Here is a 21,248-nt window from a genome sequence, read left to right on the forward strand (position 1 = left end):
ATGCGATTAGAACTTAAAAATATATCTAAAAGCTTTCAGCAAAAACCTGTTTTATCTTCAGTTAATTTACAATTAAATGAAAATCAGGTCATCAGTGTTTTAGGAAAATCTGGAAGTGGAAAAACGAGTTTATTAAAAATCATAGCCGGACTTGAAAAACCTGATTCTGGTGATGTTTTTCTAAATCAAAAATCCATTTTAAATAAGAAGGTTAATCAACGACAAATTGTTTATCTCTTTCAGGAAGCTTTACTTTTTCCACATTTAAATGTGTTCGACAATATCGCTTTTGGGTTACAAGCGCAAAAAGTTGAAGCAACAGAAATAGAAAGTCGCGTTAAAGCTATTTTAAAAGAAATTGCATTGTCAGATCATTCTTCTAAATTCCCGCTTCAATTATCAGGCGGCGAAAAACAGCGCGTTGCATTTGCGAGAGCCATCATCATCGAACCTCAAGTTTTATTGCTCGATGAACCTTTTGGCGCATTGGATGTGGAGACTCGCGAAAATATGCAAAAGCTGTTTTTAAAACTGATCAAACAATATGGAATTTCAGCTTTATTTGTTACCCACGATTTAAAAGAAGCTCTGATGATTGGTGATCAAATTGCTAAAATTGATCATGGCCATTTGAGAACATATCAAAATAAAAAAGATTTTATTCAAGATGAAAAATCTGGAGTAAAAGAAGAAATTGATTTTTGGACGAAAATCCAAGAATTTGAATAGTTGAAAAATGAAGAAAGATTTTAATCACGTTGAATCGCTTTATTGGGTTTTCACACAACTTTGTAATGACGATTGTGACCATTGTTATAACGATTCAAGTCCTTTTGGGGCGAGAATTTCAAAAGAAGATTGTTTTGCAATTATCGAGAATATGCCTGATCGCGTTGATCGTTTGATCTTGAGCGGTGGCGAACCTTTATCTGAGATTAAACTACTTTATGCTATTTTAGATAAAATTCAAGAAAAATACGGAGACGAAACACAAGTGATGCTTCAAACAAACGGAGACTTGTTGAACAAAGAGAAACTTGAAATTTTAATCGAAAAAGGTGTCAGACGTTTTGATATCGCAAGTATTGATCGCTACCACAAAAAAGCAGGAAGTCGTCTAGCTGAATTAGGTGAAATTTTTGAGAGTTGCGGCGTGAATGGCACAGAAAAAGATCCTTTGATTGAAGGCGGACATTATTTAGCCGAAAACCCTTTGAGCTGGGGTTACTGGGGTGCAACTGAAGAAATGTGGCTCGGCGGAAATTGGGCGAGAGGCAAAGCCGTTAAAAATGATATTTATAAAAAGGATCCAGATCATAATTTCTGTAATATTTTATCAGGCGCCAGAAACTTTTTAGGCGGTTATGATGATATTCCTAATGAATTTAGCATTCAGTTATGGCGCATTAATCCATGTTGTCCAGGCACACATTTTCCGATGGGCGATGCAAGAAAAGAAAAAGTTGTCGATGTTTTGGAGCGCGCTTCAAAAAACTTGGTTTTCAGAATGCTTAACGAAGGAAAGCCATTAAAAATGGGAGAACATCTCGGTGTTTCTCAAGAAGAATCTAAAGCCAAAAATGCTGATTTGAAAAACATCTGTTTGTATTGCGATGAATTTATGAAATGTCATAAAGATGAAATTTTTGATAAAAATGGCGTGATGGCAACTGATGCTATTTCATAACTGATTAAAGCTTGTGAAATGTCACTATCCCATAAAGAAATTATTCAAGAGTTACTAACGAAGAAAAATACGGGTGAAATTCCTTATATTTCTGTTGAAGATTTATATCGACAAAAACATAATGATTTTCTTGTTTTTGACACACGTGAAGAGGCTGAATATAATGTGAGCCATTTGCCAAATGCAATTCATATTGGTTATGAAAATTTTGACTTAAAAAGTTTTCAAAATCAGTATTCAAAATATTCACAAATCATTCTGTATTGCTCTTTAGGTGTACGCTCAGAACGCATAGGCATTCAACTTCAGAAAGCAGGATTTCAATCTGTCAACAATTTATATGGCGGGATATTTCATTGGGCTGACTTTGATTATCCACTTTTTGATTCTTCAAATGAAATCACCGGGAAAGTTCATGTTTATAGTTTAAAATGGGAAAAATATCTTTTTAAAGCCAAAGCTGTTTTATGAGTAAGGAAAAAAAACTCTTATTGATTTTTGCACGACATCCTGAATTAGGAAAATGCAAAACAAGATTAGCTAAAAGCGTTGGCGAACATGCGGCTCTGGAAGTTTATAAATATCTGCTGAAAAACACTGCCGAGATCACTCAAAAAATCAATGTTAAAAGACAAGTTTGGTATGCAGATCAGATTCATAAAAATGACATTTGGGATGATGGTTTATTTGAAAAAAGAGAGCAAATTCAAGGTGATTTAGGTGAAAAAATGCAGCATGCTTTTGAAACTGCTTTTCATGAAAATGCTGAGAAGGTTGTGATTGTTGGGACTGATATTCAAGATTTAAACGAAAAAGTGATTAATCAAGCTTTTAAAAAACTTGATACAAATGATGTGGTGATTGGTCCTGCTTCAGATGGTGGTTATTATTTATTAGGAATGGAAAGTTTGAATCCTGAAGTTTTCCAGCTTAAAGAATGGAGCACATCACAAGTTTTTAATCAGACAATTGATGCGCTCAAGGACAAAAAAATAAGTATTTTAGAGCAGAAAAATGATGTTGATTATCTAGATGATATTAAAGGAAACACAGAATTAGAAAACATTATAAAAAAGTACAAATGACATATATAGAACAAACAGTTGACTATTTAAGAGAGAGAGGTTTTGAGTCACCTGAGATTGGAATTATTTTAGGAACAGGATTAGGGAAGTTACCTGATGAAGTTGAGATTTTAGCGGAAGTCAGTTATAATCATATTCCGCATTTTCCGACAGCAACAGTTGAGTTTCATAAGGGCAAACTGATTTATGGAAATCTTGAAGGTAAGAAAGTTGTGATTATGCAAGGTCGCTTTCACCTTTATGAAGGCTATGATTTTCTTGATGTGACTTATCCAGTTCGAATAATGAATCGATTAGGAATCAAAAAATTATTAGTGTCGAATGCTGCTGGCGCGATTAATCTAGATTTCAAAAAAGGCGATATCATGCTGATTGATGATCACATTAATTTATTGGGCGGCTCACCTTTAGCTTTTAAAGGTGTTTCAAAAACTGGTGATCGTTTTGTAGATATGAGTTGTCCTTACGACAAAAAAATGAGCGAAAAAATTGAGGCGATAGCCAAACGTAATGACATCGCGTTACACAAAGGTATTTATGCTTCAGTAAAAGGACCTCAACTTGAAACAAGAGCTGAATATCGTTATTTGAAAATTATTGGAGCCGATGCTGTTGGGATGAGTACAGTTCCAGAAATTATTGTGGCAAACCACCTGAAGCTTCCTGTTGTTGCTGTTTCTGTGTTAACTGACGAATGTGATCCTGATGATTTACAAGAAGTTGATGTGCAGTCTATTTTAGACATGTCAGCTAAAGCTGAACCTAAAATGATTAAGCTGTTTAAAGAATTAATTGCTGATTTAGAAGTTTAAAAATTAATATTTTAATAAGAATTTAATTAAAAAGCATAGTTTTGAAAACTATGCTTTTTTTGTGATTGTGAGAATTTTATTTGTATTTATTTTATTTTTAGGCTTCGGTGTGACGCAAGCGCAAAGTCAAATTGATGGTTTTCATGTGTCTTATCTTTTCGGGAAAGTGATTATGCATAAACCAGAAATGTCACACCTCGTTCAAGGACCAACGCATGGTTTTTCTTTGTCTTATGATCACTTTTTAACTGGTGAAAAAGAATGGCATCAACTTTACAATTATCCAAGTTTTGGTGTGAGCTTTGTTTATCAAAACATGGGAGCAACGCAGTTAGGGAATGTTTATAGTCTTCATCCACATTATAAATTCTATTTTCTTAAGCGTCGACTGAATTTGAAGTTTGGTTTAGGTTTGGGATACATTACAAACCCTTTTGATAAAATTGATAATCCTAAAAATGTGGCTTACGGATCAAAACTAACAGCTAGTGTTTTATTTGAATTATCTTACCAATCTCAGCGATTGTTTAATCTACCATTAAGATTTCAAGCTGGATTATTTTTGATGCACTACTCAAACGGGAAAATGCAATCACCAAATACAGGTACAAATAATTATGGTCTTTCTGCCGGTTTGACTTATGATGTTTCTGAAGACGTAAATTTTAAGGAGAAAGAAATCACAGAAACTCCAATCAAGCCAATGAATTACCAATTTATATTTGCTTCAGGGTTTAATGATTTAGGATTATTACAATCAAAAAAATATCCTTTCTTTACATTCACAACTTTGGCTGAAAAGCCTTTAACTCATAAAAATGCAATACAACTTGGCGCTGATTTATTTTTGAGCCAAGCTGCAAAAGAACATAACGTTTATAAAGAAGCCGCTTTCCCAAATGATGGTATTTCTGCGGATGATGATTACAAAAGAATCGGACTTTTTGGAGGACATCGTTTTTATATGGGAAAACTTAATGTGGCCACTCAAATCGGTTACTATATATATTACCCTGTTGATTATTTAAAGAGAGTTTATACCAGAATTGGTCTACAATATGATATTTCAAAACACTTTTTTGGTTCTTTATTATTGAAAACACATTTTGCAAAAGCAGAATCAATTGAATTTGGAATCGGATTTAAATTATGAGAAACATTTTTTTTTACATATTTATAATCACATTATTTTCTTGCGATATTGAAGACGCCAAAGATTGCTTGCGTTCACATTCTGAAAAGGAAACCTATGAACAAACCATCATCGCTATTGAAGAAGTGATTGTACGCAGAGATATTCAACTTTCTGTGAAACAATCAACTGAAAATAAATTGGAAATCATCACCGATCAAAAGTCTTTTGAAAATTTAAATATTGAGTTTAATAATCAAACTTTAGAATTAAGTTTGGACAATGTTTGTCCTTTTGGAAATTCAGAACCTTTTGCCGAAATTGTTTTGCATGTGACTGATATTCGACAAATCCGAAATTCAAGTCAGTACACAATACAAAGTCTTGGGCAGCTCAATTTTCCTTTTTTAAGATTGATATCTGAGAGTTATAATGACAATGATGCTTTAAATTCTGGCGATTTTAAAATGGATATTGATGTAAATAATTTTGGGATCGTCAGTTCAGGTATTTCAGATTTCTACATCACAGGAAAAACCAATAAAATGTCACTCGGTTTTTATGATGGTTCTGGTGCCTTTTATGGAGAAAATCTTCAGGCACAAGAAGTTGATATATTTTACCGATCGAGCAGAAATTCACAACTTAACGTACAGCAAAAAGCTGTTGGTGAAATTCGCTCGACAGGTTCAATATATTTTCAGCAAACGCCTAACAATTTAGCGATTGAATGTTTTTATACAGGATGTTGGTTTGTGACAGATTAGTCACGTGAGATCTCGATAATCTCAAAAGTAAGTGTGCCATTTGGAACTTTGATTTCAGCGAGGTCGCCTTCTTCTTTACCAAGTAAGCCTTTACCGATAGGAGAGTCAACAGAAATTTTATTTGACTTTAAATCAGCTTCGCTTTGCGCGACCAATTTATAAGTCATTTCTTGATTTGTCTTTGTGTTTTTAAGCTTCACAGTAGAGTGAATCAGGATTTTAGAAGTATCCAATTGAGATTCGTCAATGACGCGTGCATTTGAGACAACTTCTTCTAATTTTGAAATTTTCATTTCCAACATACCTTGTGCTTCTTTTGCAGCATCGTACTCAGCATTTTCACTCAAGTCGCCTTTGTCTCTTGCTTCACCAATTGCTTGTGAAGCTTTAGGCCTTTCAACATCTCTTAATTGGTCAAGCTCAGCCTTCAGCTTTTTTAAGCCTTCTTCTGAATAATAAGAAACTTTACTCATAATCTTAGATTTATATCATAAAAAAAGAATCCCGCTTTTACGAGATTCTAAGTTACAAATGTAATAATTTTACAGATTGAAATCAATAGTTTTAAGTTATGTTTAAAAAAGTCCTCCTGATATTTAGCTTGTTAATTGCTTTGACTTCTTGTGAATCAGATGATGAAAGAAGAAACAATCCTAATTTGGTTGATCTAAATGTTGACCTGCAAATCAGCTTAAATTTACCCCAATTTATCGATCTTAATTATCCAGGGAATGCTGTTTATGTGGGAACTCAAGGCAACCTTGGAATTATTATTGTCAATACTGGTAATGACTTTTTAGCTTGGGATGCTGCTGATCCAAATTTATTGCCAAATCAGAATTGTGCACGATTAGAAATTAATGGTTTGAATGCCGAATCAGAGTGTGAGCAACTTAATGTTTACAGTCTTGCGACTGGACAACCAATTTCTGGTGAAAACCTCATCTATCCGCTTTATCAATACAGAGTGGTTCAATCAGGTGATATTATTCAGATTTATAATTAAGTCTATTATTTATTTTTTCAAGATCAAAATGAAATTTGATTTGATTTGTAGTCGGTTTTTCAACTGAGTTGATGATGATTTCTTCGCCTTTGTATTTTGCAATAATCATGTAATGCTGACCTTTAAAATAGATATTTAAAACGTCAGCTTCTTCAGTGGCATTTTCAGATATTTTAATTTCTTCAGGATAAATAATGGTTTTTTCACTTGAAGGCTTGATCTCAGGAATCATGAGTTGATTGACCTCTCCAAAAAGCGAAGCGCAGTACATGTTTTTAGGTTTGGTATAAACGGCTTCCGCTTTTCTGTAATCTATTTGTTTGCCGTTTTTTAAAATCATAATGCTATCTGCAAAACCTAGTACATCATCCATGTCGTGTGTGGCAACAATCAGGCTGATATTTTCTTTTTTGAGATATGAAAAAATCTCTCTTCTCAGTTTATGTTTTTTAAATTGATCAATATGGCTGAAAGGTTCGTCAAATAAAATCAGCTGAGGTTTTTTGGCTAAAGCACGACCGATGGCAACACGCTGTTTTTGTCCGCCACTCAAGTTTTTCACCATTTTATCTTTTAAATCTTTAAGTTCTAAAAGTTGAAGAAGTTCATCAGTTTTCTGCTGACTTTCCTCTGGAAATTGACGTGAGAGATGTTTTTTTATGTTTTCTTCAACACTGATGTATGGCATCAAATCAAACTCTTGCGCAAGATATTTGAAATGTTCATAACCGGGAATTAAATTGTATTTCGGTCCTTTAATTTCATCTTTTCTCCAAAAAATTTGCCCTTCTTTTAAATCATAAAGTCCAAAAATAGATTTGAGAAGTGTGCTTTTACCGCAACCGCTTTCGCCAATAATCGCAGTAAATTCTCCAGGTTGAACTTCAAAATTGATATTTTTCACACCTTCAGAAGCATTGTGAAGGTAGGTCAGGTTTTTAACTTTTAACATGATACAAAGATGAATAAAAAAATCCTGATGAGATATCAGGATTTTTGAGAATTAATATTTTAGATTGTTATTGAACAATCAATTTTTCTGTTGTTGTTTTTAAGCCATTATTCATCTTTACAAAATAAACGCCGCTCGATAAATGACTGACATCAATAACTTGATTTTCTGAAGTTTCTTGAGAAAGAATTTCGCGTCCATTGATATCGTAGATCTGAACATTAACTTTTTCAAAATTCAATTGACCAAAATCTATTTCAAAGTGACTTTGAGTTGGATTAGGGAAAATCTTAAAATCAGATTTATTAAAACTTTCATTATTTAAAGTACAATTTAGTAGATCAGAAGGTGGTAAATCAAAAGCTTCAGTTTGATCATATCTACTGTATGCAGAACCTTGGTTAGCGCTATAACCTAAACCACGACGTGCAAAAACTTCCCAAATTAAACATTGATTTGCGCCGTTGTTAATCAGTTGGTCTGCTTGTAAAATAGCATCACGTCCGTCAATAAAACCAGGGTCACAAGATTGTAGTTTTAAACCATCAATCACAAGTTGCATTACTTTATTGTTACCGCCATCACCATTGTATAAATCTGGATCATAACCGTAAACATCGATAAATTCCCAAGTTAAATCCCAAAGCATTGTTGCCCAAACAAATCCAATGCCGTGAGGTGCAGAGAGCTGATAGTTGTTCGTTAAATCATAAGTTGCAGGATTAACACTCATATTCGTCGTGTAAGGAAAAGGACGAATTCCAGAACCTGAAATATCTTGGTTAACAGCAAAAGTTCCGTAGCCACGAGCATCTGTGCTTTGGTCACCTTCATTCATTGTCATGATAAGTCCGATCCAGTCGCTCCAGCCTTCACCCATTTGTTCGTCATTAAAAAGACAATTGACGTCAGCTTTTCCACCAGTCAGTCTGCTTGAAATACCATGGCCATATTCATGAGCAATAATGCCATTATCAAAATCTCCATCAATTTTAAATGGACCATTATTTGCGATGCTGGTTGTTATTGTTTCATTGTTTTCAAGAGCAGAAATTAAATTTTGCCCATCATATTGAGTGATCATTAATGATGGAATGCTAATTGAAGTATTTTCTCCGCCCATTCTGATAGGTTGTCCAGCTTCATTATTGACAACAATCACAGCAATGGCGCCTGCGTTTTGGGCATTCATAACTTTGTCAGTAAAGCTGCAATTTCCTCGCTTAATAACAGCAATTTTTCCATCAATTTCAGCTGGATTGGTTAAGTTATTACAAGCTTCATAATCATTAAAGCTAGTAAAGTCTTCAGCTAAAACAAGATTAGCGATTAAAGCTTCAGTTGTTAATGCTGGACCAAATCCAGCTTCGACACCATAATATTCTCCTGAAGCGCTCGAATTTATGATGTTTATTTGTGGTAAAGGCTGGCCTGTTGTTGCCCATAAAAACATTTGCATTCTTGGGCTGTAACCATCTGGTGGCGTACCAAAGTTTGCGTTATTAATACCGCTGCCATCTTGCGCATCAGCATAAACTGGGTCATTTTCGTAGAGCGAAGATGCTTCATAATTTTTCTGTTGAAAGTTGCCAGCTTCTTCATCAAAACCGTAGGCAAACCATAGGTCGTGCATCATATTATTACGAACAAAAAGGTTTGTAATTGCTGCATCTTCATTAACCACTGCAGGCTGGTTTTCTTGAAAAGGGAAATCAAAATTAAGATTAGTGCCTCCGTCAGGTGAGTAGCCAGGAGAATCATTTCCAGCTCTATCCTCATGAGCATAGACATTATTTCCTCTCGTAATTGTGTATTCTGCACCTTCAATGCCATCTGTATCATGCCAGCCATAAGGAGAAGCAATCACGTTAGCAGGATTAATTAATAAAGATGTTTCTCCATGATTAGGTGACTCGACAGTAATGTCGAAAGCGCGATATTGAGCATTGTCACTTAAAGTGGACTGCTGAAATAAAACAGATCTTTTCTGTTGAATTTTTTTATATTGCTTTAAACCTAAAAATTTTTGATGATTATGATTTTCAAAATTACAGCTGAGTAGCCAATCGTTCTGATCGATGATTTCTCCTGAGCTAGCATCTAATCTAAAACTCCACCAGTGTTCAGTATTTTTAAGATAGATACTGATATCCCAAGCTAAAACAAGTGCATTATCAATTTCTTGATAAACCAACTGAGCAAGAATTTTTTCATGTGAAATCGAGTTGTTTTCTAATTCGTAAGAATTCTTAGTTTTACTCTCAATAATTCTAGTTTCAGAATTCTTATCTAATTGAAAATAATTAGCAGCAATATTGATAGCTTCTTTGACATCAAGACTTGCAGATGTGTTTGAAATTTTATCGTTGAGACTTGAAGTGAAATTGTGACTTTGTAAAGAAACTTCTTGATTTTTGACTAAAAAAGTACCAATTGCATTGTAAATAGGAACCCCATTTAAACTTTGTTGTATATAAATTAAATCGGCATCAAGACTTTCAGAGAAATGCTGACTGCTTAATTGCAATTGATCAACATCTTTAAAATCTAATCCTTCAGTTGAAGCATTGCGCTTAAGATAATCTTTGATAAATTGTGAGTTGTTCTGAGCAAAAAGGCTTGACGATATGATCATCAAGCCTAATGTGAAAAGTAAAGTTTTAAACTTCATTAAATTTGATTTTTTCTGCAAAATAAGTCGAATTTAATGAAAGACTGATTTAACCCATGTTAAAATTATTTCAGGTTATGTGGGTTATAGCCAAGATATTCGGTTTGTGTTTCTGTGAACTCAATACCATGTTCTTCTAATTCTTTCAAAATAGGTTTATAAATCTCAGGATAAATTGGTCTGAGAACACCAGGTCTAGTAATTTCTTTTTTGATCATTTTTATAATCGCAATTCCTAATGGTAGACCAACAGTTCGAGACATGGCTGTAAATGTTTGATCTTCACCAATGCTCACCATTGTTGAGTCAATTTGTTTTTTTTGACCATCGAGTTCATACCCAAATTTATGATACATCACAATCATATCTTTGTCATCAGGTTTTAGCATCCATTTTTCTTCAAGAATTGATTGTAGAGCTTGTGCTGGCGTTGCGTTTTTGATACCGATTGTTTTTTTGTTGTTGAAAATATCTAGATCTAAAAGTTTCTCCCAAAGCAAATCATCTTGATCGATTTTTAGACTGTGTCGCAGTTTTAATTCAACAGAATCTGTTGGTGAGTAAGGCAAAAATGTATTGAAAAACTCACGATAAGTCATGTGTTCTGAATCTTCTAAAGTGTAAGTATCGTCAGTTACACCAAGTTGAACAAATACATTCCAAGCTTTACTAAATCCGACACGGCGCAGCGTTCCTCTATATAAAGTTGGTATATCTTCGATGCCGTAAACTTCACGGTAAGCTAATGAGTTTCTGTTGGCTAAACCTTCAAATTGTCCATAGCCAGGAACCTCTAAAAATTCGGTTCTTCTAAATAAACGTTGATAAGGAATGTATTTGTATTTGCCTTCTTGTATAAATTTAGCAGGACCGCCTTGTCCGGCGACGACAACATTTCTGGGATTCCATGTAAATTTATAATTCCAAAGGTTATCATCGCTTTCAGGAGCGACCAATCCGCCGGTGAAAGATTCGAAAAGAATAAGTTTACCGCCCTTATCTCTGATTTCATCGATCACCTTCATGGCGCTCATGTGGTCAACACCAGGATCGACACCAATTTCGTTCATGAAAGTCAAGCCTTTCGTTTTAACTTCTTCGTCAAGCGCAGCCATTTCATCAGAAACATAAGAAGCTGTTGCCATATTTTTACCAAAATTGACACAATCTTTGGCAACCTCAATATGGAATCTTGCAGGAAGCATTGAGACAACCATATCGGCTGCTTTTATTTGCTTCTGTCGTTCCTCTGTGTTAAATATATCGAGTTCAATTGCTTTTGTTGATGGATATGCCGCTGATTTTTTGGCAGCTTGCATATCTTTGTCAGCGATTAAAATTTGTAAGTTATTTTCTTGAGCGTTTGCATCTAAATATCTGACAAGTGCAGATGCCGATTTACCAGCTCCAATGATTAATAATTTAGTCATAGTGTAAATAAATTAGTAAATATTAGTTTAATTGGCACGAATGTAATTAAATAAGTTTAAAATGAGCAAGAAGCTATTAGGTTTAGGATTAGGACTCGGTGGAGTCGCAATTATTTTAGGTGCTTTTGCATCGCATGGTTTAACAAAACACTTAACTGAGAGTCAAATCCTTACTTTTGAAACAGGTGTTCGATACCAAATGTATCAAGCTTTTTTTTTGATTTTAATGAGCTTTGTTAAGGAGTTGAATTCAAAATCGAAATCTGTTGTCTTGTGGCTAAATGTTTTTGGGGTTTTGTTTTTCTCAGGTTCAATTTACGGCCTATCAACAAATACGTTATCAAGCTTTGATTTTACTAAAATTGCATTGATAACTCCTTTAGGAGGAAGCCTTCTTATTTTCTCTTGGTTTTATGTTTTATTTATTGTTTTTAAAAATAGAAAATAATAGAAATACTACTCACTTATTTGGAAATAAGTGTTTAAATTTGTTAGCCAAATGACAATACAACATCATATATTATGCAAAACAAGGATAGTCAAGCGAAAACAATTTCGCTAAAGTCTTACGGCATTCATTCAGATCAAATTAATTATCAATTATCTTCTGAAGAACTTCACAAAATTACAGTAGAAAAAGGTCAAGGTCAAACTGTTGATTCAGGCGCTTTAGCTGTTAACACAGGTAAATTTACTGGGCGATCTCCATTAGACCGTTTTATTGTAAAAGATGAAATCACTAAAGATGAAATTTGGTGGGGCGATATCAATATCCCTTTTGAAGCAGACAAATTTGATAAGCTTTATGATAAAGTCGTCAAATATCTTTCTGATAAAGAAATATTTGTAAGAGATGCATTTGCTTGTGCAGAAGAAAGCTATAAAGTTAATATTCGCCATATCAATGAATATGCGTGGAGTAACATGTTTACATATAACATGTTTTTAAGACCAACTGAAGAAGAACTAGAAAACTTTACACCAGAGTGGACGGTAGTTAATGCGCCAGGTTTTCAAGCTGATCCTGAAGTTGATGGGACACGTGACAAAAACTTTGCAATCTTAAACTTTACTAAAAAGATTGCTTTAATCGGTGGGACTGGATATACTGGAGAGATCAAAAAAGGAATTTTTTCAGCGCTTAACTTTATTCTGCCAGTAGATAAAAATACATTGCCAATGCACTGTTCAGCAAACTCTGGACAAGATGGCGATACAGCAATTTTCTTTGGGCTTTCTGGGACTGGTAAAACAACATTGTCTGCAGATCCTGAACGTCAACTTATTGGTGATGATGAGCATGGTTGGACAAATGAAAACATTGTCTTTAACTTTGAAGGTGGCTGCTATGCAAAAGTGATTGATCTGACTGAAGAGAAAGAACCTGATATTTATGGCGCGATCAGACCAGGTGCAATTCTAGAAAATGTAACAATCCGAGATGGAAAAGTAGATTTTGAAGATTCTACGATTACACAAAATACAAGAGTCAGTTACCCAATTTATCATATCAATAACATCATGAAGCCTTCGGTAGGGAAAAATCCTAAAAATATTTTCTTCCTAACGGCAGATGCTTTTGGTGTGTTGCCTCCGATTAGTAAGTTAACACCAGGTCAAGCAGCTTATCACTTTATCAGTGGTTATACTGCAAAAGTAGCAGGAACTGAAGCTGGTATTGATGAGCCTTTACCGAGTTTTTCAGCTTGTTTTGGCGCACCATTTATGCCGTTACATCCAACACGTTACGCTGAAATGTTGAGTGCAAAAATGAAAGAAAGCGGAGTTAACGTTTGGTTGGTTAACACAGGTTGGACAGGTGGACCTTACGGCGTCGGATCAAGAATGAAATTGAAATACACGCGAGAAATGATTTCATCAGCATTAGAAGGTTTACTTGATAATGTTGAGTATGAAACACATGAAGTTTTTGGTTTAAATATGCCTAAAACATGTGAAAACGTTCCGAATGAAGTGCTTAACCCTAAGTCAACTTGGAGTGATGGAAAAGCATATGATGAGAAGGCAGAAATATTAGCTAAATCATTCAAGAACAACTTTAAGAAATTTGAAGATTACGCAAATGAAGAAATCATGAATGGAGGACCACTTCATTAATTGATTTTGACATAAGATATTAAAAAAGCCTCTCAAAATATTTTGAGAGGCTTTTTTGTATTTTAAAAAATGACAGTAAATTTTATTTTTTATCGTCTTTAATATAATTCTCTAAAGCCATTGTCATCGATGGAGCTTCTGGTGTTGGTGCTTTAATTTGAACTTTTAAACCGTGTTTTTCAGCCATTTTTAAAGTTGTTTTGCCAAAAGCAGCTATGCGAGTGTCTTTCTGTTCAAAATCAGGAAAGTTCTCAAAAAGAGATTTGATTCCGCTTGGACTGAAAAAGACAACGACATCATAAAAAACTTCTTTTAAGTGAGATAAATCACTTACAACAGTTTTGTAAAAAATACCACGTGTCCAATCCACACCGATTTTGTCGAGTTGTTGAGGGACAACAGGTTTTAAACTATCAGAAGAAGGCAATAAAAACTTTTCATCTTTATGTTTTTTAATGCTTGCAACTAAATCTTGGAAGTTTCTTTTGCCGACATAAATTTTACGCTTACGGTAAACAACATATTTCTGTAAATAATACGCAACAGCTTCACTCTGGCAGAAATATTTCATGCTGTCAGGGATTTTGAAACGCATTTCTTCAGCGATTCTAAAGTAATTATCAACAGCATTTCTACTTGTTAAGATAATTGCAGTGAAATCATTTAAATCAATTTTTTGCTGACGAACTTCTTTTGATTCAACACCTTCAACGTGAATAAACGGAATAAAATCAACTTTTACTTTGAGTTTGTCTTCGAGTTCAGCGTAAGGTGAGTTTTCAACTTTGGGTTCTGGTTGGGAGATGAGAACAGTCTTGACTTTCATGTGTGTTTGGTTTTGAAACACCCTAAGAGTTAAGCCACTTATAGCTAATAACTAGTGGTGCTATTTCAAGGCTGCAAATGTACAAAATAAAATAATACCAATCTTGTATTATGTACTTTCTATATCTGTATATGTAGTTTCCTATAAAGACAAGGTTTGTCAGGCAAAATAAAACAATAACGAGATAAGAAAATCCTTCAAATTGAATTTTATTATAGGTTAAAATCGCAGTAAGAGGTAAAATAAGTAAAGAGGCATATCCCAAACTTGCAATTTTGAAGAAAATATAATTGAGGATTAAGTCTGTTTTATTTATAAAAAAACCAACACAAATCTCTAAAAGACTTTTGGATATAATAATGATTGAAAAAAATAAACCAATATGTGAAAAGTTAACGATGTCAGAGTTCGTTTTTAAAGTTTCAATTTGCATCATGCTAATGCTCATAACACTGATCGTAATGATAAAAAGTATTAAATCAAACCAAATAATTTGTTGCTTGAGTCTTTTCTTTTCCGCGAAATAAGATTTTAAAAAATCAAGCTTAAAAAATAAATAAAACTCATTGGTGTTGATATATTTGGCAGCAACAATCAAAAGGAGGATAGCTAAATAAATAAAGCTAATCCAATCAGATGAACTTGTATGCCTAACAATAACCTCCACAATTTTTTTCTGCAAATGTAAATTAATTTGTTGTTTTGTTAACTCAATCCATGGACATAAAATATTTACCTTTGCGGCACAAACTTTAGCAAATCAATGAACAAACGATTGGTGATCATACCAACTTATAATGAATGCGAAAACATCACAGATATCATTGATGCTGTTTTTTCGCTTCCACTTGATTTCCATCTCCTTGTTATTGATGATAATTCTCCAGATGGGACGCCTCAATTAGTCAAAGATTTGCAGAAAACTTACCCTAATCTCTTTCTTGAGGTAAGACTTAAGAAAAACGGTTTAGGAACCGCTTACATTCATGGTTTTAAATGGGCTTTAGAAAAAGGCTATGAAAAGATTTTTCAGATGGATGCCGATTTTTCTCATAATCCTAAAGATTTGGTTGAAATGGATAAAGCATTTCTAACCGATGGTGCAGATGTTGTTATAGGATCTAGGTATTTAACAGGTGTAAATGTTGTTAACTGGCCGATGAAAAGGGTTTTGATGTCTTGGGGCGCCTCAAAGTATGTAAAGTTGATCACAGGTTTAGAAATAGAAGATACCACGGCAGGTTTTGTAGCTTATAGAAAAGAAGTGCTTGAGAAAATTGACTTGAATCGCATAAAGTTTATAGGTTATGCTTTTCAAATAGAAATGAAATATAAAGCTTATCATTTAGGTTTTAATGTCAAAGAAATTCCGATTATCTTTACCGACAGAACTCGTGGAAAATCTAAAATGAGTAGCAAAATAATAACAGAAGCAGTATTTGGTGTAATCCGTATGCGCTTCCGTAAAATGATAGGTAAATTGTAGATGGTATATTTAATTAAACATGCGAAGATTGTTAATGAAGGAAAGATAACTGAAGGTGACGTTCTGATTGAAGATCATATCATTAAAGAGATCAATTCTTCTATAAGTGTTAAATCAAGCGAAACAAAAGTGATTGATGCTGAGGGAAACTATTTAATCCCTGGTATGATCGACGATCAGGTTCATTTTAGAGAACCAGGATTAACACATAAAGAAACAATTTTGACAGGTTCGAAGGCTGCTGTTTCTGGCGGAATCACATCTTTTTTTGAAATGCCGAACACGAATCCACAGACTACGACACAAGAGAAATTTCAAGAGAAAATAGAACTAGCTCAAAAAGGAAGTTTTGCTAATTATGCTTTCATGTTTGGCGGAACGAATGATAATTTAGAGGAGATTAAAAAGATAGACCCTCAAACAACGCCTGCACTGAAGCTTTTTTTGGGTTCTTCTACAGGAAATATGTTGGTTGATGATGAAAAGGTTTTAAAAGAAATTTTTGAAAACTCACCGATTATAATCTCTGCACATTGTGAAGATGAAGCTACAATTAAAGCAAATTTAGATAAAGCAATTGAAGAATTTGGTGAAGAAATCCCGATAGGCCAACACCCGAAGATCAGAAGTGCTGAAGCTTGTTATTTATCTTCTTCAAAAGCGATAAAACTCGCAGAGGAAACAGGGGCTCGATTACATGTTTTTCATTTATCAACAGCAAAAGAAATGCGTCTGTTTAACGGAAAGAAAAAACTCGAAAATAAAAAAATTACAGCTGAGGTATGTGTGCATCACTTGTGGTTTTCAGACGAGGATTATGACGAAAAAGGAACTTTAATAAAGTGGAATCCAGCTGTGAAATCAGCACAAGATCGTCAAGCACTTTTAGAGGCGCTTAAAAATAACAAAATCGACGTGATAGCTACTGATCATGCGCCTCATACTTTAGAAGAAAAACAAAATACTTATACAAAAGCACCAAGCGGCGGACCTTTAGTTCAGCATGCTTTACCAGCTCTATTCGAATATTATCATCAAGGCGTTTTGAGTGTTGAGCAAATTGTGGAGAAAACATCTCATAACCCTGCAAAACTTTTTGATGTTGAAAAAAGAGGCTTTATTAAGGAGGGTTATTTTGCTGATTTAGTGTTGGTCAATCTCAACTCGCCTTGGACAGTCAATCAATCTAATATTTTTTATAAATGTGGTTGGTCACCATTTTTTGGAAATACCTTTAAATCGAGAATTACGCATACTTTTGTTAACGGACATCTTGTTTATAACAACTTTAAGTTCAGTGAAGAAATGCCGGGACAGCCATTAAAATTTGACAGATGATAAAACGTCTTAGTTATATTTTTTTTATTCTAATCATGATGGTTTCATGTCAGGAAACTTATGAGGTATCTAAACCTGATCAATTGATTGGTAAAGAGAAAATGATTGAGATTGTCACTGATATGATGATTCTTGATGCTGCAGATAATGTTTCTGATATTCCTTTGAAAAAAAACAACATTAGCTCTTATCAATTAATTTCTGAAAAATATGGAATTGATAGTATTCAGTTGAAGCAAAATCTGAATTATTACAATACTCAATTTGATGAGAATTTAGAAATTTACAAGGAGGTGAAAGCAAATGTGGAAGCTAAGAGAAGCGCCTTAGATGAGCCGAAAGAAGATTCAGACTCAACCTCAGTAAAAACAATTAAGTAAAACAACTTTAAGATTCTTCTTCTTTATCGTGATATGCGATAAGTTTGATACTGTCTTCTATTGATCTAAATTCAAAATTTAATAGCTCTTTGATTTTTGAATTATCGTAAATTAATTTAGAATTCAGATTTTGTATTAAATTCAAGTTGATTTGTTTCTTGTAGCCAAACACAGAAATCATCGATTCTATCACCCAGAGAATATACATCAAAGTTTTGCTAAGCTTAATGCTAGGAGGTTTTGCACCATACGCATTAGCGATAAGCGTCATCACACGTTTAAAGTCTGTATTTTCGCTGACCAAGATAAAACGTTGTTGTTTAACCTCATGTTGTGTGAGTTGATACATGATTTCAACACAATCATAAACATCAACAAATCCCGTTTGTTTAGGAATGTAAAAAGAAAAACCAGCTTTTGCCTTTTTGAGGATTAATCCGCTGCCTGACGCTTCAAAACCATCACCAAGCACAACACCAGGGTTCACAATAACTGCATTTAAGCCTTCTTGCGTTGCTCTCCAAACCTCTCGCTCTGCACCATATTTTGCAATGGCATAAATGTTTGTTTTGTCTTGCTCAGAGATCGTGATTTTTTCGGTGATTCGGTCAGAAATTTCATCAGGACTCAGTGTCGCAATTGAGCTGACGTGACAAAGTTTTTCAACTCCGTAATCCAAAGCAAAATTGACAATGTTTTTAGTTCCCTCAATATGTAATCGTCTCATTTGTTTATAATCTGAAGGCGAATTGCTGATAAGCCCAGCGCAATGGTAAAGATGCTTAATTTGAGTTTTAAAAATCTCTTCTAATCTAGGAACATCTAAAATGTCCGCTTTTTCCCATTTGATGTTTTCAGAAATAGATTCTGAGGTAATTGCATCATATTTTAAAAGAACATCAATACTGTGTTTTTTCTTTAGTTCACTCCTAAAAATAGCAATTGATCTTTCTTTTTGAAGAATTAATTTGGCTAATAGATGCGTGCCTAAAAAACCTGTTGCGCCTGTCACTAAATTCATGCTGTAAATATACTCAGGTTATAGGAAAAAAGAAGCATTATAATATCTTTGTACCAAATTATTAAAAGATGAAAAAGGATTTTGTAAAAGAGGTCACCTGGAGAGGAATGGTACACGATGTCATGCCAGGTACACAAGAGCATTTGAATGAAGAGGTAAGAGCTGCATACGTTGGTATTGACCCCACTGCAGATTCACTTCATGTTGGGCATTTGGTTGGTGTGATGTTGTTAAAACATTTTCAGTTGTCAGGTCATAAACCTGTTGCTTTAATTGGTGGTGCAACTGGAATGATAGGTGATCCGTCTGGGAAATCAGATGAAAGAAATCTACTAGATGAAGAAACGCTTGCAAAAAACCAAGCAGGCATTAAAAAACAATTATCTAAGTTTTTAGATTTTGAAAGTGATGCTGAAAATGCTGCAATTTTGGTTAATAATTATGACTGGATGAAAGAATTTAGTTTCATTGATTTTATTCGTGATGTTGGAAAACACATGACTGTCAATTATATGATGTCTAAAGACTCTGTCAAGAAAAGATTAGATGCATCATCTCAAGTCGGTCTGAGTTTTACTGAATTTACTTATCAATTGGTTCAAGGCTATGATTTTTTACATTTATTTCGCCATCATTCATGCAGTTTGCAAATGGGTGGTAGTGACCAGTGGGGAAATATCACAACCGGAACTGAGCTGATAAGAAGAGTTGACCAAGAAAAAGGTTATGCCTTGACTTGTCCTTTAATCACAAAAGCTGATGGAGCTAAATTCGGAAAAACAGCCTCTGGTAATATCTGGTTAGATCCTGAAAAAACATCTCCTTTTAAATTTTACCAATTCTGGTTAAATACAAGTGATGATGATGCAGAAAAGTTTATCAAGATTTTTACTTTTAGAGATCAAGAAGAGATTGAAGGCTTAATTGAAAAGCATAAAGCAGAACCTCACTTGAGAACTTTACAAAAAGTATTGGCTGAAGATTTAACAATCACGGTTCACAGTGAAGTTGAATTAGAAAAAGCCAAAAAGGCAACGCAAGTTCTTTTTGGTAAATCAACTTTTGATGATTTAGCGTCAATTGATGAACAAACTTTTTTGGATGTGTTTGATGGTGTGCCTCAAGCTGAAACTAGCTTAGAAGATTTTAATGATTTAGAAATTGTTGAGGTTTTAACGACCTTGTCTGGGTTTATGAAATCAAAAGGAGAGGCGAGAAGAGCTTTAAAGCAAAACTCTATATCGGTGAATAAACAAAAAATTGATGCTGATAAAAAAATGAGTCCAGAGGACCTTATTAACAGTAAATATGTGCTAATAAGTAAAGGGAAGAAGCAGAATTATCTTTTAGTTGTAAGATCATAAAGGCTGTAAAAATAATAAAGCCCCGAAAATTCGGGGCTTTACCTTAACTAACCAATCTATTATGAAAAAACTTCATCCTACCACAAACATAAAACAATTTTTCAATTAAAAAATGATTTTCAAATAAAAATTATATTTTTATATAAAAGTCATAACGCCATAAGGTTACAGCCCCTAATATCACTATTGTCAAATCTTCCTATCACTTCAAATTTACTTTTTGTTAATTTTCTTCCTAAATCTTGTGTTGCAATAAAGCTACATGAGTGTAAGTTTGCAAGATCAATAACATTAATACCCCCATTTTTATTTTCACCAATGAGCTGTAAAGGATCTTCAGTATCACGTATTAATACTTGCATTTGTTTTGGTAAATCGAAAACTCCATGGCCTTTGCTATAGGCTTGCGACAATAGTTCTGTCATCCCATATTCGCTGTGTATTTTATCTGTATTGAAACTCTTTTTTAATAATTGATGTACTTCTTCACGAATCATTTCTTTGCGTCTGCCTTTCATGCCGCCTGTTTCCATGACAATAATGTTTTCAAGATCAACATGGTAATTTTCAGCAAGATCTAGCAAAGCAAAAGTGACACCGATTAATAAAACTTTCTTTTTCTTGATTTCGGGGTTTTCTAAAGTTTTGACGAGTTCGTCTAGGTTGTTTAAATAAAAGCCACTTTCACTGGATTGACTTCTTTTAATAAAGTCATTTGCCATGTGAACCAAGGATGAGTTATCTCTTTCTAAATAAGAAGGTAACAAAGCTAAAACCGTGAAATCTTCAACTGAACCATAAAACTTCTCAAAAGTGAGAAGACAGCTTTTTTCATATAAATCTGTATCAGCAACATAATGAATGCTTCTTTGCTGACCAGTTGTACCGCTACTCATAAATTGAATGTCAGCATCACAGTTTTTATTTAAAACTTTATGAGATTTGAAAAACTCAATAGGCAAAAAAGGAATTTCTGCTGTTTTTTTTACCTCATCTGGATTGACCTTAAGCAAATCGCAATATTTCTGGTAAACCAAAGTATGCTCATATTGGTATCGAAAAACTTTTAAACAAGTTTTGATAAAATCTTCCTCAGATTGAATATTAAAGATTTCTTCTTCAAGTTTCATAAAAATTGTTTCAGACAAAAAAAGCACCTCAACAGAGGTGCTT

At 33.9% G+C, this 21,248-nt stretch carries 22 protein-coding genes; 14 read left to right on the top strand and 8 right to left on the bottom strand.

All coding sequences use genetic code 11. From position 1 onward, the window contains the following. The 7 genes from BLV84_RS10515 (at position 1) to BLV84_RS10545 (ending at position 5,483) form a co-directional block, all read left to right on the top strand. Positions 1-729 carry an ABC transporter ATP-binding protein gene (locus BLV84_RS10515; RefSeq protein ID WP_093244873.1) on the top strand — a complete coding sequence of 243 codons (729 nt, stop codon included), beginning with the start codon at positions 1-3 and terminating at the stop codon, positions 727-729. A 7-nt stretch (positions 730-736) separates the two neighbouring features. Continuing rightward, entirely contained in the window at positions 737-1,687 is a 951-nt protein-coding gene (locus tag BLV84_RS10520) for a radical SAM protein (protein ID WP_093244878.1), read from the top strand. 18 nt (positions 1,688-1,705) lie between these two features. Beyond that, complete coding sequence (locus tag BLV84_RS10525) at positions 1,706-2,158, top strand: rhodanese-like domain-containing protein (RefSeq protein WP_093244882.1); 453 nt, start codon at positions 1,706-1,708, stop codon at positions 2,156-2,158. Continuing rightward, positions 2,155-2,772: a TIGR04282 family arsenosugar biosynthesis glycosyltransferase gene (locus BLV84_RS10530; protein ID WP_093244887.1), complete on the top strand. Its 618-nt coding sequence runs from the start codon at positions 2,155-2,157 to the stop codon at positions 2,770-2,772. The genes BLV84_RS10525 and BLV84_RS10530 overlap by 4 nt, the downstream gene beginning before the upstream one ends. Continuing rightward, complete coding sequence (locus tag BLV84_RS10535) at positions 2,769-3,584, top strand: purine-nucleoside phosphorylase (protein WP_093244892.1); 816 nt, start codon at positions 2,769-2,771, stop codon at positions 3,582-3,584. Before BLV84_RS10530 ends, BLV84_RS10535 begins: the two co-directional genes overlap by 4 nt. Before the next feature lie 67 nt (positions 3,585-3,651). Continuing rightward, complete coding sequence (locus BLV84_RS10540) at positions 3,652-4,737, top strand: acyloxyacyl hydrolase (RefSeq protein ID WP_159429421.1); 1,086 nt, start codon at positions 3,652-3,654, stop codon at positions 4,735-4,737. Further along, positions 4,734-5,483 carry a GIN domain-containing protein gene (locus BLV84_RS10545; protein WP_093244901.1) on the top strand — a complete coding sequence of 250 codons (750 nt, stop codon included), beginning with the start codon at positions 4,734-4,736 and terminating at the stop codon, positions 5,481-5,483. The genes BLV84_RS10540 and BLV84_RS10545 overlap by 4 nt, the downstream gene beginning before the upstream one ends. On the opposite strand, the gene greA is transcribed toward BLV84_RS10545, so the two are convergent. Beyond that, positions 5,480-5,956 (bottom strand): transcription elongation factor GreA, encoded by a 477-nt coding sequence (gene greA / locus BLV84_RS10550; RefSeq protein WP_093244903.1) that lies wholly within the window; start codon positions 5,954-5,956, stop codon positions 5,480-5,482. The two genes, BLV84_RS10545 and greA, sit on opposite strands and share 4 nt — an antisense overlap. Positions 5,957-6,054: 98 nt before the next feature. On the opposite strand from greA, the gene BLV84_RS10555 reads away from it, so the two are divergent. Continuing rightward, the gene (locus BLV84_RS10555) at positions 6,055-6,489 is read left to right on the top strand and encodes a Rieske (2Fe-2S) protein (RefSeq protein ID WP_093244908.1); all 435 of its coding nucleotides are present in this window, start codon (positions 6,055-6,057) and stop codon (positions 6,487-6,489) included. Here the strand turns inward: BLV84_RS10555 and BLV84_RS10560 are convergent. The 3 genes from BLV84_RS10560 to BLV84_RS10570 all read right to left on the bottom strand — a co-directional run bounded on the left by BLV84_RS10560 (position 6,470) and on the right by BLV84_RS10570 (position 11,542). Next, positions 6,470-7,441: an ABC transporter ATP-binding protein gene (locus BLV84_RS10560; RefSeq protein ID WP_093244913.1), complete on the bottom strand. Its 972-nt coding sequence runs from the start codon at positions 7,439-7,441 to the stop codon at positions 6,470-6,472. The genes BLV84_RS10555 and BLV84_RS10560 overlap by 20 nt on opposite strands. A gap of 67 nt (positions 7,442-7,508) precedes the next feature. Further along, positions 7,509-10,112 carry a T9SS-dependent M36 family metallopeptidase gene (locus BLV84_RS10565; RefSeq protein WP_093244918.1) on the bottom strand — a complete coding sequence of 868 codons (2,604 nt, stop codon included), beginning with the start codon at positions 10,110-10,112 and terminating at the stop codon, positions 7,509-7,511. Positions 10,113-10,177: 65 nt separating this feature from the next. After that, a complete protein-coding gene (locus BLV84_RS10570; protein ID WP_093244922.1) occupies positions 10,178-11,542 on the bottom strand; it encodes a saccharopine dehydrogenase family protein in 1,365 nt (454 codons plus the stop codon). Between the two features lie 61 nt (positions 11,543-11,603). Between BLV84_RS10570 and BLV84_RS10575 the strand changes: the two genes are divergently transcribed. Together BLV84_RS10575 and pckA are read left to right on the top strand one after the other, a co-directional pair. Further along, positions 11,604-11,990 (top strand): DUF423 domain-containing protein, encoded by a 387-nt coding sequence (locus tag BLV84_RS10575; protein ID WP_093244926.1) that lies wholly within the window; start codon positions 11,604-11,606, stop codon positions 11,988-11,990. 74 nt (positions 11,991-12,064) lie between these two features. Further along, positions 12,065-13,660, top strand: coding sequence for a phosphoenolpyruvate carboxykinase (ATP) (gene pckA, locus BLV84_RS10580; RefSeq protein WP_093244930.1), 1,596 nt, complete (start codon positions 12,065-12,067; stop codon positions 13,658-13,660). 82 nt (positions 13,661-13,742) lie between these two features. Here pckA and BLV84_RS10585 read toward each other — a convergent pair whose 3' ends face one another. After that, on the bottom strand, positions 13,743-14,486 hold the full coding sequence (locus BLV84_RS10585; protein ID WP_093244936.1) for a uroporphyrinogen-III synthase: 744 nt from the start codon (positions 14,484-14,486) through the stop codon (positions 13,743-13,745). A 22-nt stretch (positions 14,487-14,508) separates the two neighbouring features. Further along, positions 14,509-15,168: a DUF4271 domain-containing protein gene (locus BLV84_RS10590; RefSeq protein ID WP_159429422.1), complete on the bottom strand. Its 660-nt coding sequence runs from the start codon at positions 15,166-15,168 to the stop codon at positions 14,509-14,511. Positions 15,169-15,249: 81 nt separating this feature from the next. On the opposite strand from BLV84_RS10590, the gene BLV84_RS10595 reads away from it, so the two are divergent. Genes BLV84_RS10595 through BLV84_RS10605 form a run of 3 tightly spaced genes read left to right on the top strand, consistent with a single transcriptional unit; the run spans position 15,250 to position 17,690 of the window. Next, entirely contained in the window at positions 15,250-15,972 is a 723-nt protein-coding gene (locus BLV84_RS10595) for a polyprenol monophosphomannose synthase (RefSeq protein ID WP_093244945.1), read from the top strand. Beyond that, entirely contained in the window at positions 15,973-17,310 is a 1,338-nt protein-coding gene (locus BLV84_RS10600) for a dihydroorotase (RefSeq protein ID WP_093244950.1), read from the top strand. It begins immediately after the preceding gene. Continuing rightward, positions 17,307-17,690, top strand: coding sequence for a DUF4296 domain-containing protein (locus tag BLV84_RS10605; protein ID WP_093244955.1), 384 nt, complete (start codon positions 17,307-17,309; stop codon positions 17,688-17,690). The genes BLV84_RS10600 and BLV84_RS10605 overlap by 4 nt, the downstream gene beginning before the upstream one ends. Before the next feature lie 7 nt (positions 17,691-17,697). On the opposite strand, the gene BLV84_RS10610 is transcribed toward BLV84_RS10605, so the two are convergent. Continuing rightward, a complete protein-coding gene (locus BLV84_RS10610) occupies positions 17,698-18,711 on the bottom strand; it encodes an NAD-dependent epimerase/dehydratase family protein (protein ID WP_093244959.1) in 1,014 nt (337 codons plus the stop codon). Positions 18,712-18,779: 68 nt separating this feature from the next. On the opposite strand from BLV84_RS10610, the gene tyrS reads away from it, so the two are divergent. Next, positions 18,780-20,075, top strand: coding sequence for a tyrosine--tRNA ligase (gene tyrS, locus BLV84_RS10615; RefSeq protein WP_093244964.1), 1,296 nt, complete (start codon positions 18,780-18,782; stop codon positions 20,073-20,075). Positions 20,076-20,224: 149 nt separating this feature from the next. Here the strand turns inward: tyrS and BLV84_RS10620 are convergent, their stop codons facing one another. Beyond that, entirely contained in the window at positions 20,225-21,205 is a 981-nt protein-coding gene (locus BLV84_RS10620; protein ID WP_093245186.1) for a LuxE/PaaK family acyltransferase, read from the bottom strand. Positions 21,206-21,248: the final 43 nt, after the last annotated feature.

It is taken from the genome of Psychroflexus halocasei (genome assembly GCF_900107595.1).
GTDB classification, from domain to species: Bacteria; Bacteroidota; Bacteroidia; order Flavobacteriales; family Flavobacteriaceae; genus Psychroflexus; species Psychroflexus halocasei.

Bases quoted from the DNA above. Each gene is read 5' to 3' on its own strand.
- BLV84_RS10585 (WP_093244936.1), bottom strand. From the start codon at position 14,486: ATGAAAGTCAAGACTGTTCTCATCTCCCAACCAGAACCCAAAGTTGAA.
- BLV84_RS10530 (WP_093244887.1), top strand. From the start codon at position 2,155: ATGAGTAAGGAAAAAAAACTCTTATTGATTTTTGCACGACATCCTGAA.
- BLV84_RS10560 (WP_093244913.1), bottom strand. From the start codon at position 7,441: ATGTTAAAAGTTAAAAACCTGACCTACCTTCACAATGCTTCTGAAGGT.
- tyrS (WP_093244964.1), top strand. From the start codon at position 18,780: ATGAAAAAGGATTTTGTAAAAGAGGTCACCTGGAGAGGAATGGTACAC.
- BLV84_RS10595 (WP_093244945.1), top strand. From the start codon at position 15,250: ATGAACAAACGATTGGTGATCATACCAACTTATAATGAATGCGAAAAC.
- BLV84_RS10620 (WP_093245186.1), bottom strand. From the start codon at position 21,205: ATGAAACTTGAAGAAGAAATCTTTAATATTCAATCTGAGGAAGATTTT.
- BLV84_RS10525 (WP_093244882.1), top strand. From the start codon at position 1,706: ATGTCACTATCCCATAAAGAAATTATTCAAGAGTTACTAACGAAGAAA.
- BLV84_RS10545 (WP_093244901.1), top strand. From the start codon at position 4,734: ATGAGAAACATTTTTTTTTACATATTTATAATCACATTATTTTCTTGC.
- BLV84_RS10570 (WP_093244922.1), bottom strand. From the start codon at position 11,542: ATGACTAAATTATTAATCATTGGAGCTGGTAAATCGGCATCTGCACTT.
- BLV84_RS10600 (WP_093244950.1), top strand. From the start codon at position 15,973: ATGGTATATTTAATTAAACATGCGAAGATTGTTAATGAAGGAAAGATA.
- BLV84_RS10605 (WP_093244955.1), top strand. From the start codon at position 17,307: ATGATAAAACGTCTTAGTTATATTTTTTTTATTCTAATCATGATGGTT.
- BLV84_RS10535 (WP_093244892.1), top strand. From the start codon at position 2,769: ATGACATATATAGAACAAACAGTTGACTATTTAAGAGAGAGAGGTTTT.
- BLV84_RS10575 (WP_093244926.1), top strand. From the start codon at position 11,604: ATGAGCAAGAAGCTATTAGGTTTAGGATTAGGACTCGGTGGAGTCGCA.
- BLV84_RS10610 (WP_093244959.1), bottom strand. From the start codon at position 18,711: ATGAATTTAGTGACAGGCGCAACAGGTTTTTTAGGCACGCATCTATTA.
- greA (WP_093244903.1), bottom strand. From the start codon at position 5,956: ATGAGTAAAGTTTCTTATTATTCAGAAGAAGGCTTAAAAAAGCTGAAG.
- BLV84_RS10555 (WP_093244908.1), top strand. From the start codon at position 6,055: ATGTTTAAAAAAGTCCTCCTGATATTTAGCTTGTTAATTGCTTTGACT.
- BLV84_RS10520 (WP_093244878.1), top strand. From the start codon at position 737: ATGAAGAAAGATTTTAATCACGTTGAATCGCTTTATTGGGTTTTCACA.
- BLV84_RS10565 (WP_093244918.1), bottom strand. From the start codon at position 10,112: ATGAAGTTTAAAACTTTACTTTTCACATTAGGCTTGATGATCATATCG.
- BLV84_RS10515 (WP_093244873.1), top strand. From the start codon at position 1: ATGCGATTAGAACTTAAAAATATATCTAAAAGCTTTCAGCAAAAACCT.
- pckA (WP_093244930.1), top strand. From the start codon at position 12,065: ATGCAAAACAAGGATAGTCAAGCGAAAACAATTTCGCTAAAGTCTTAC.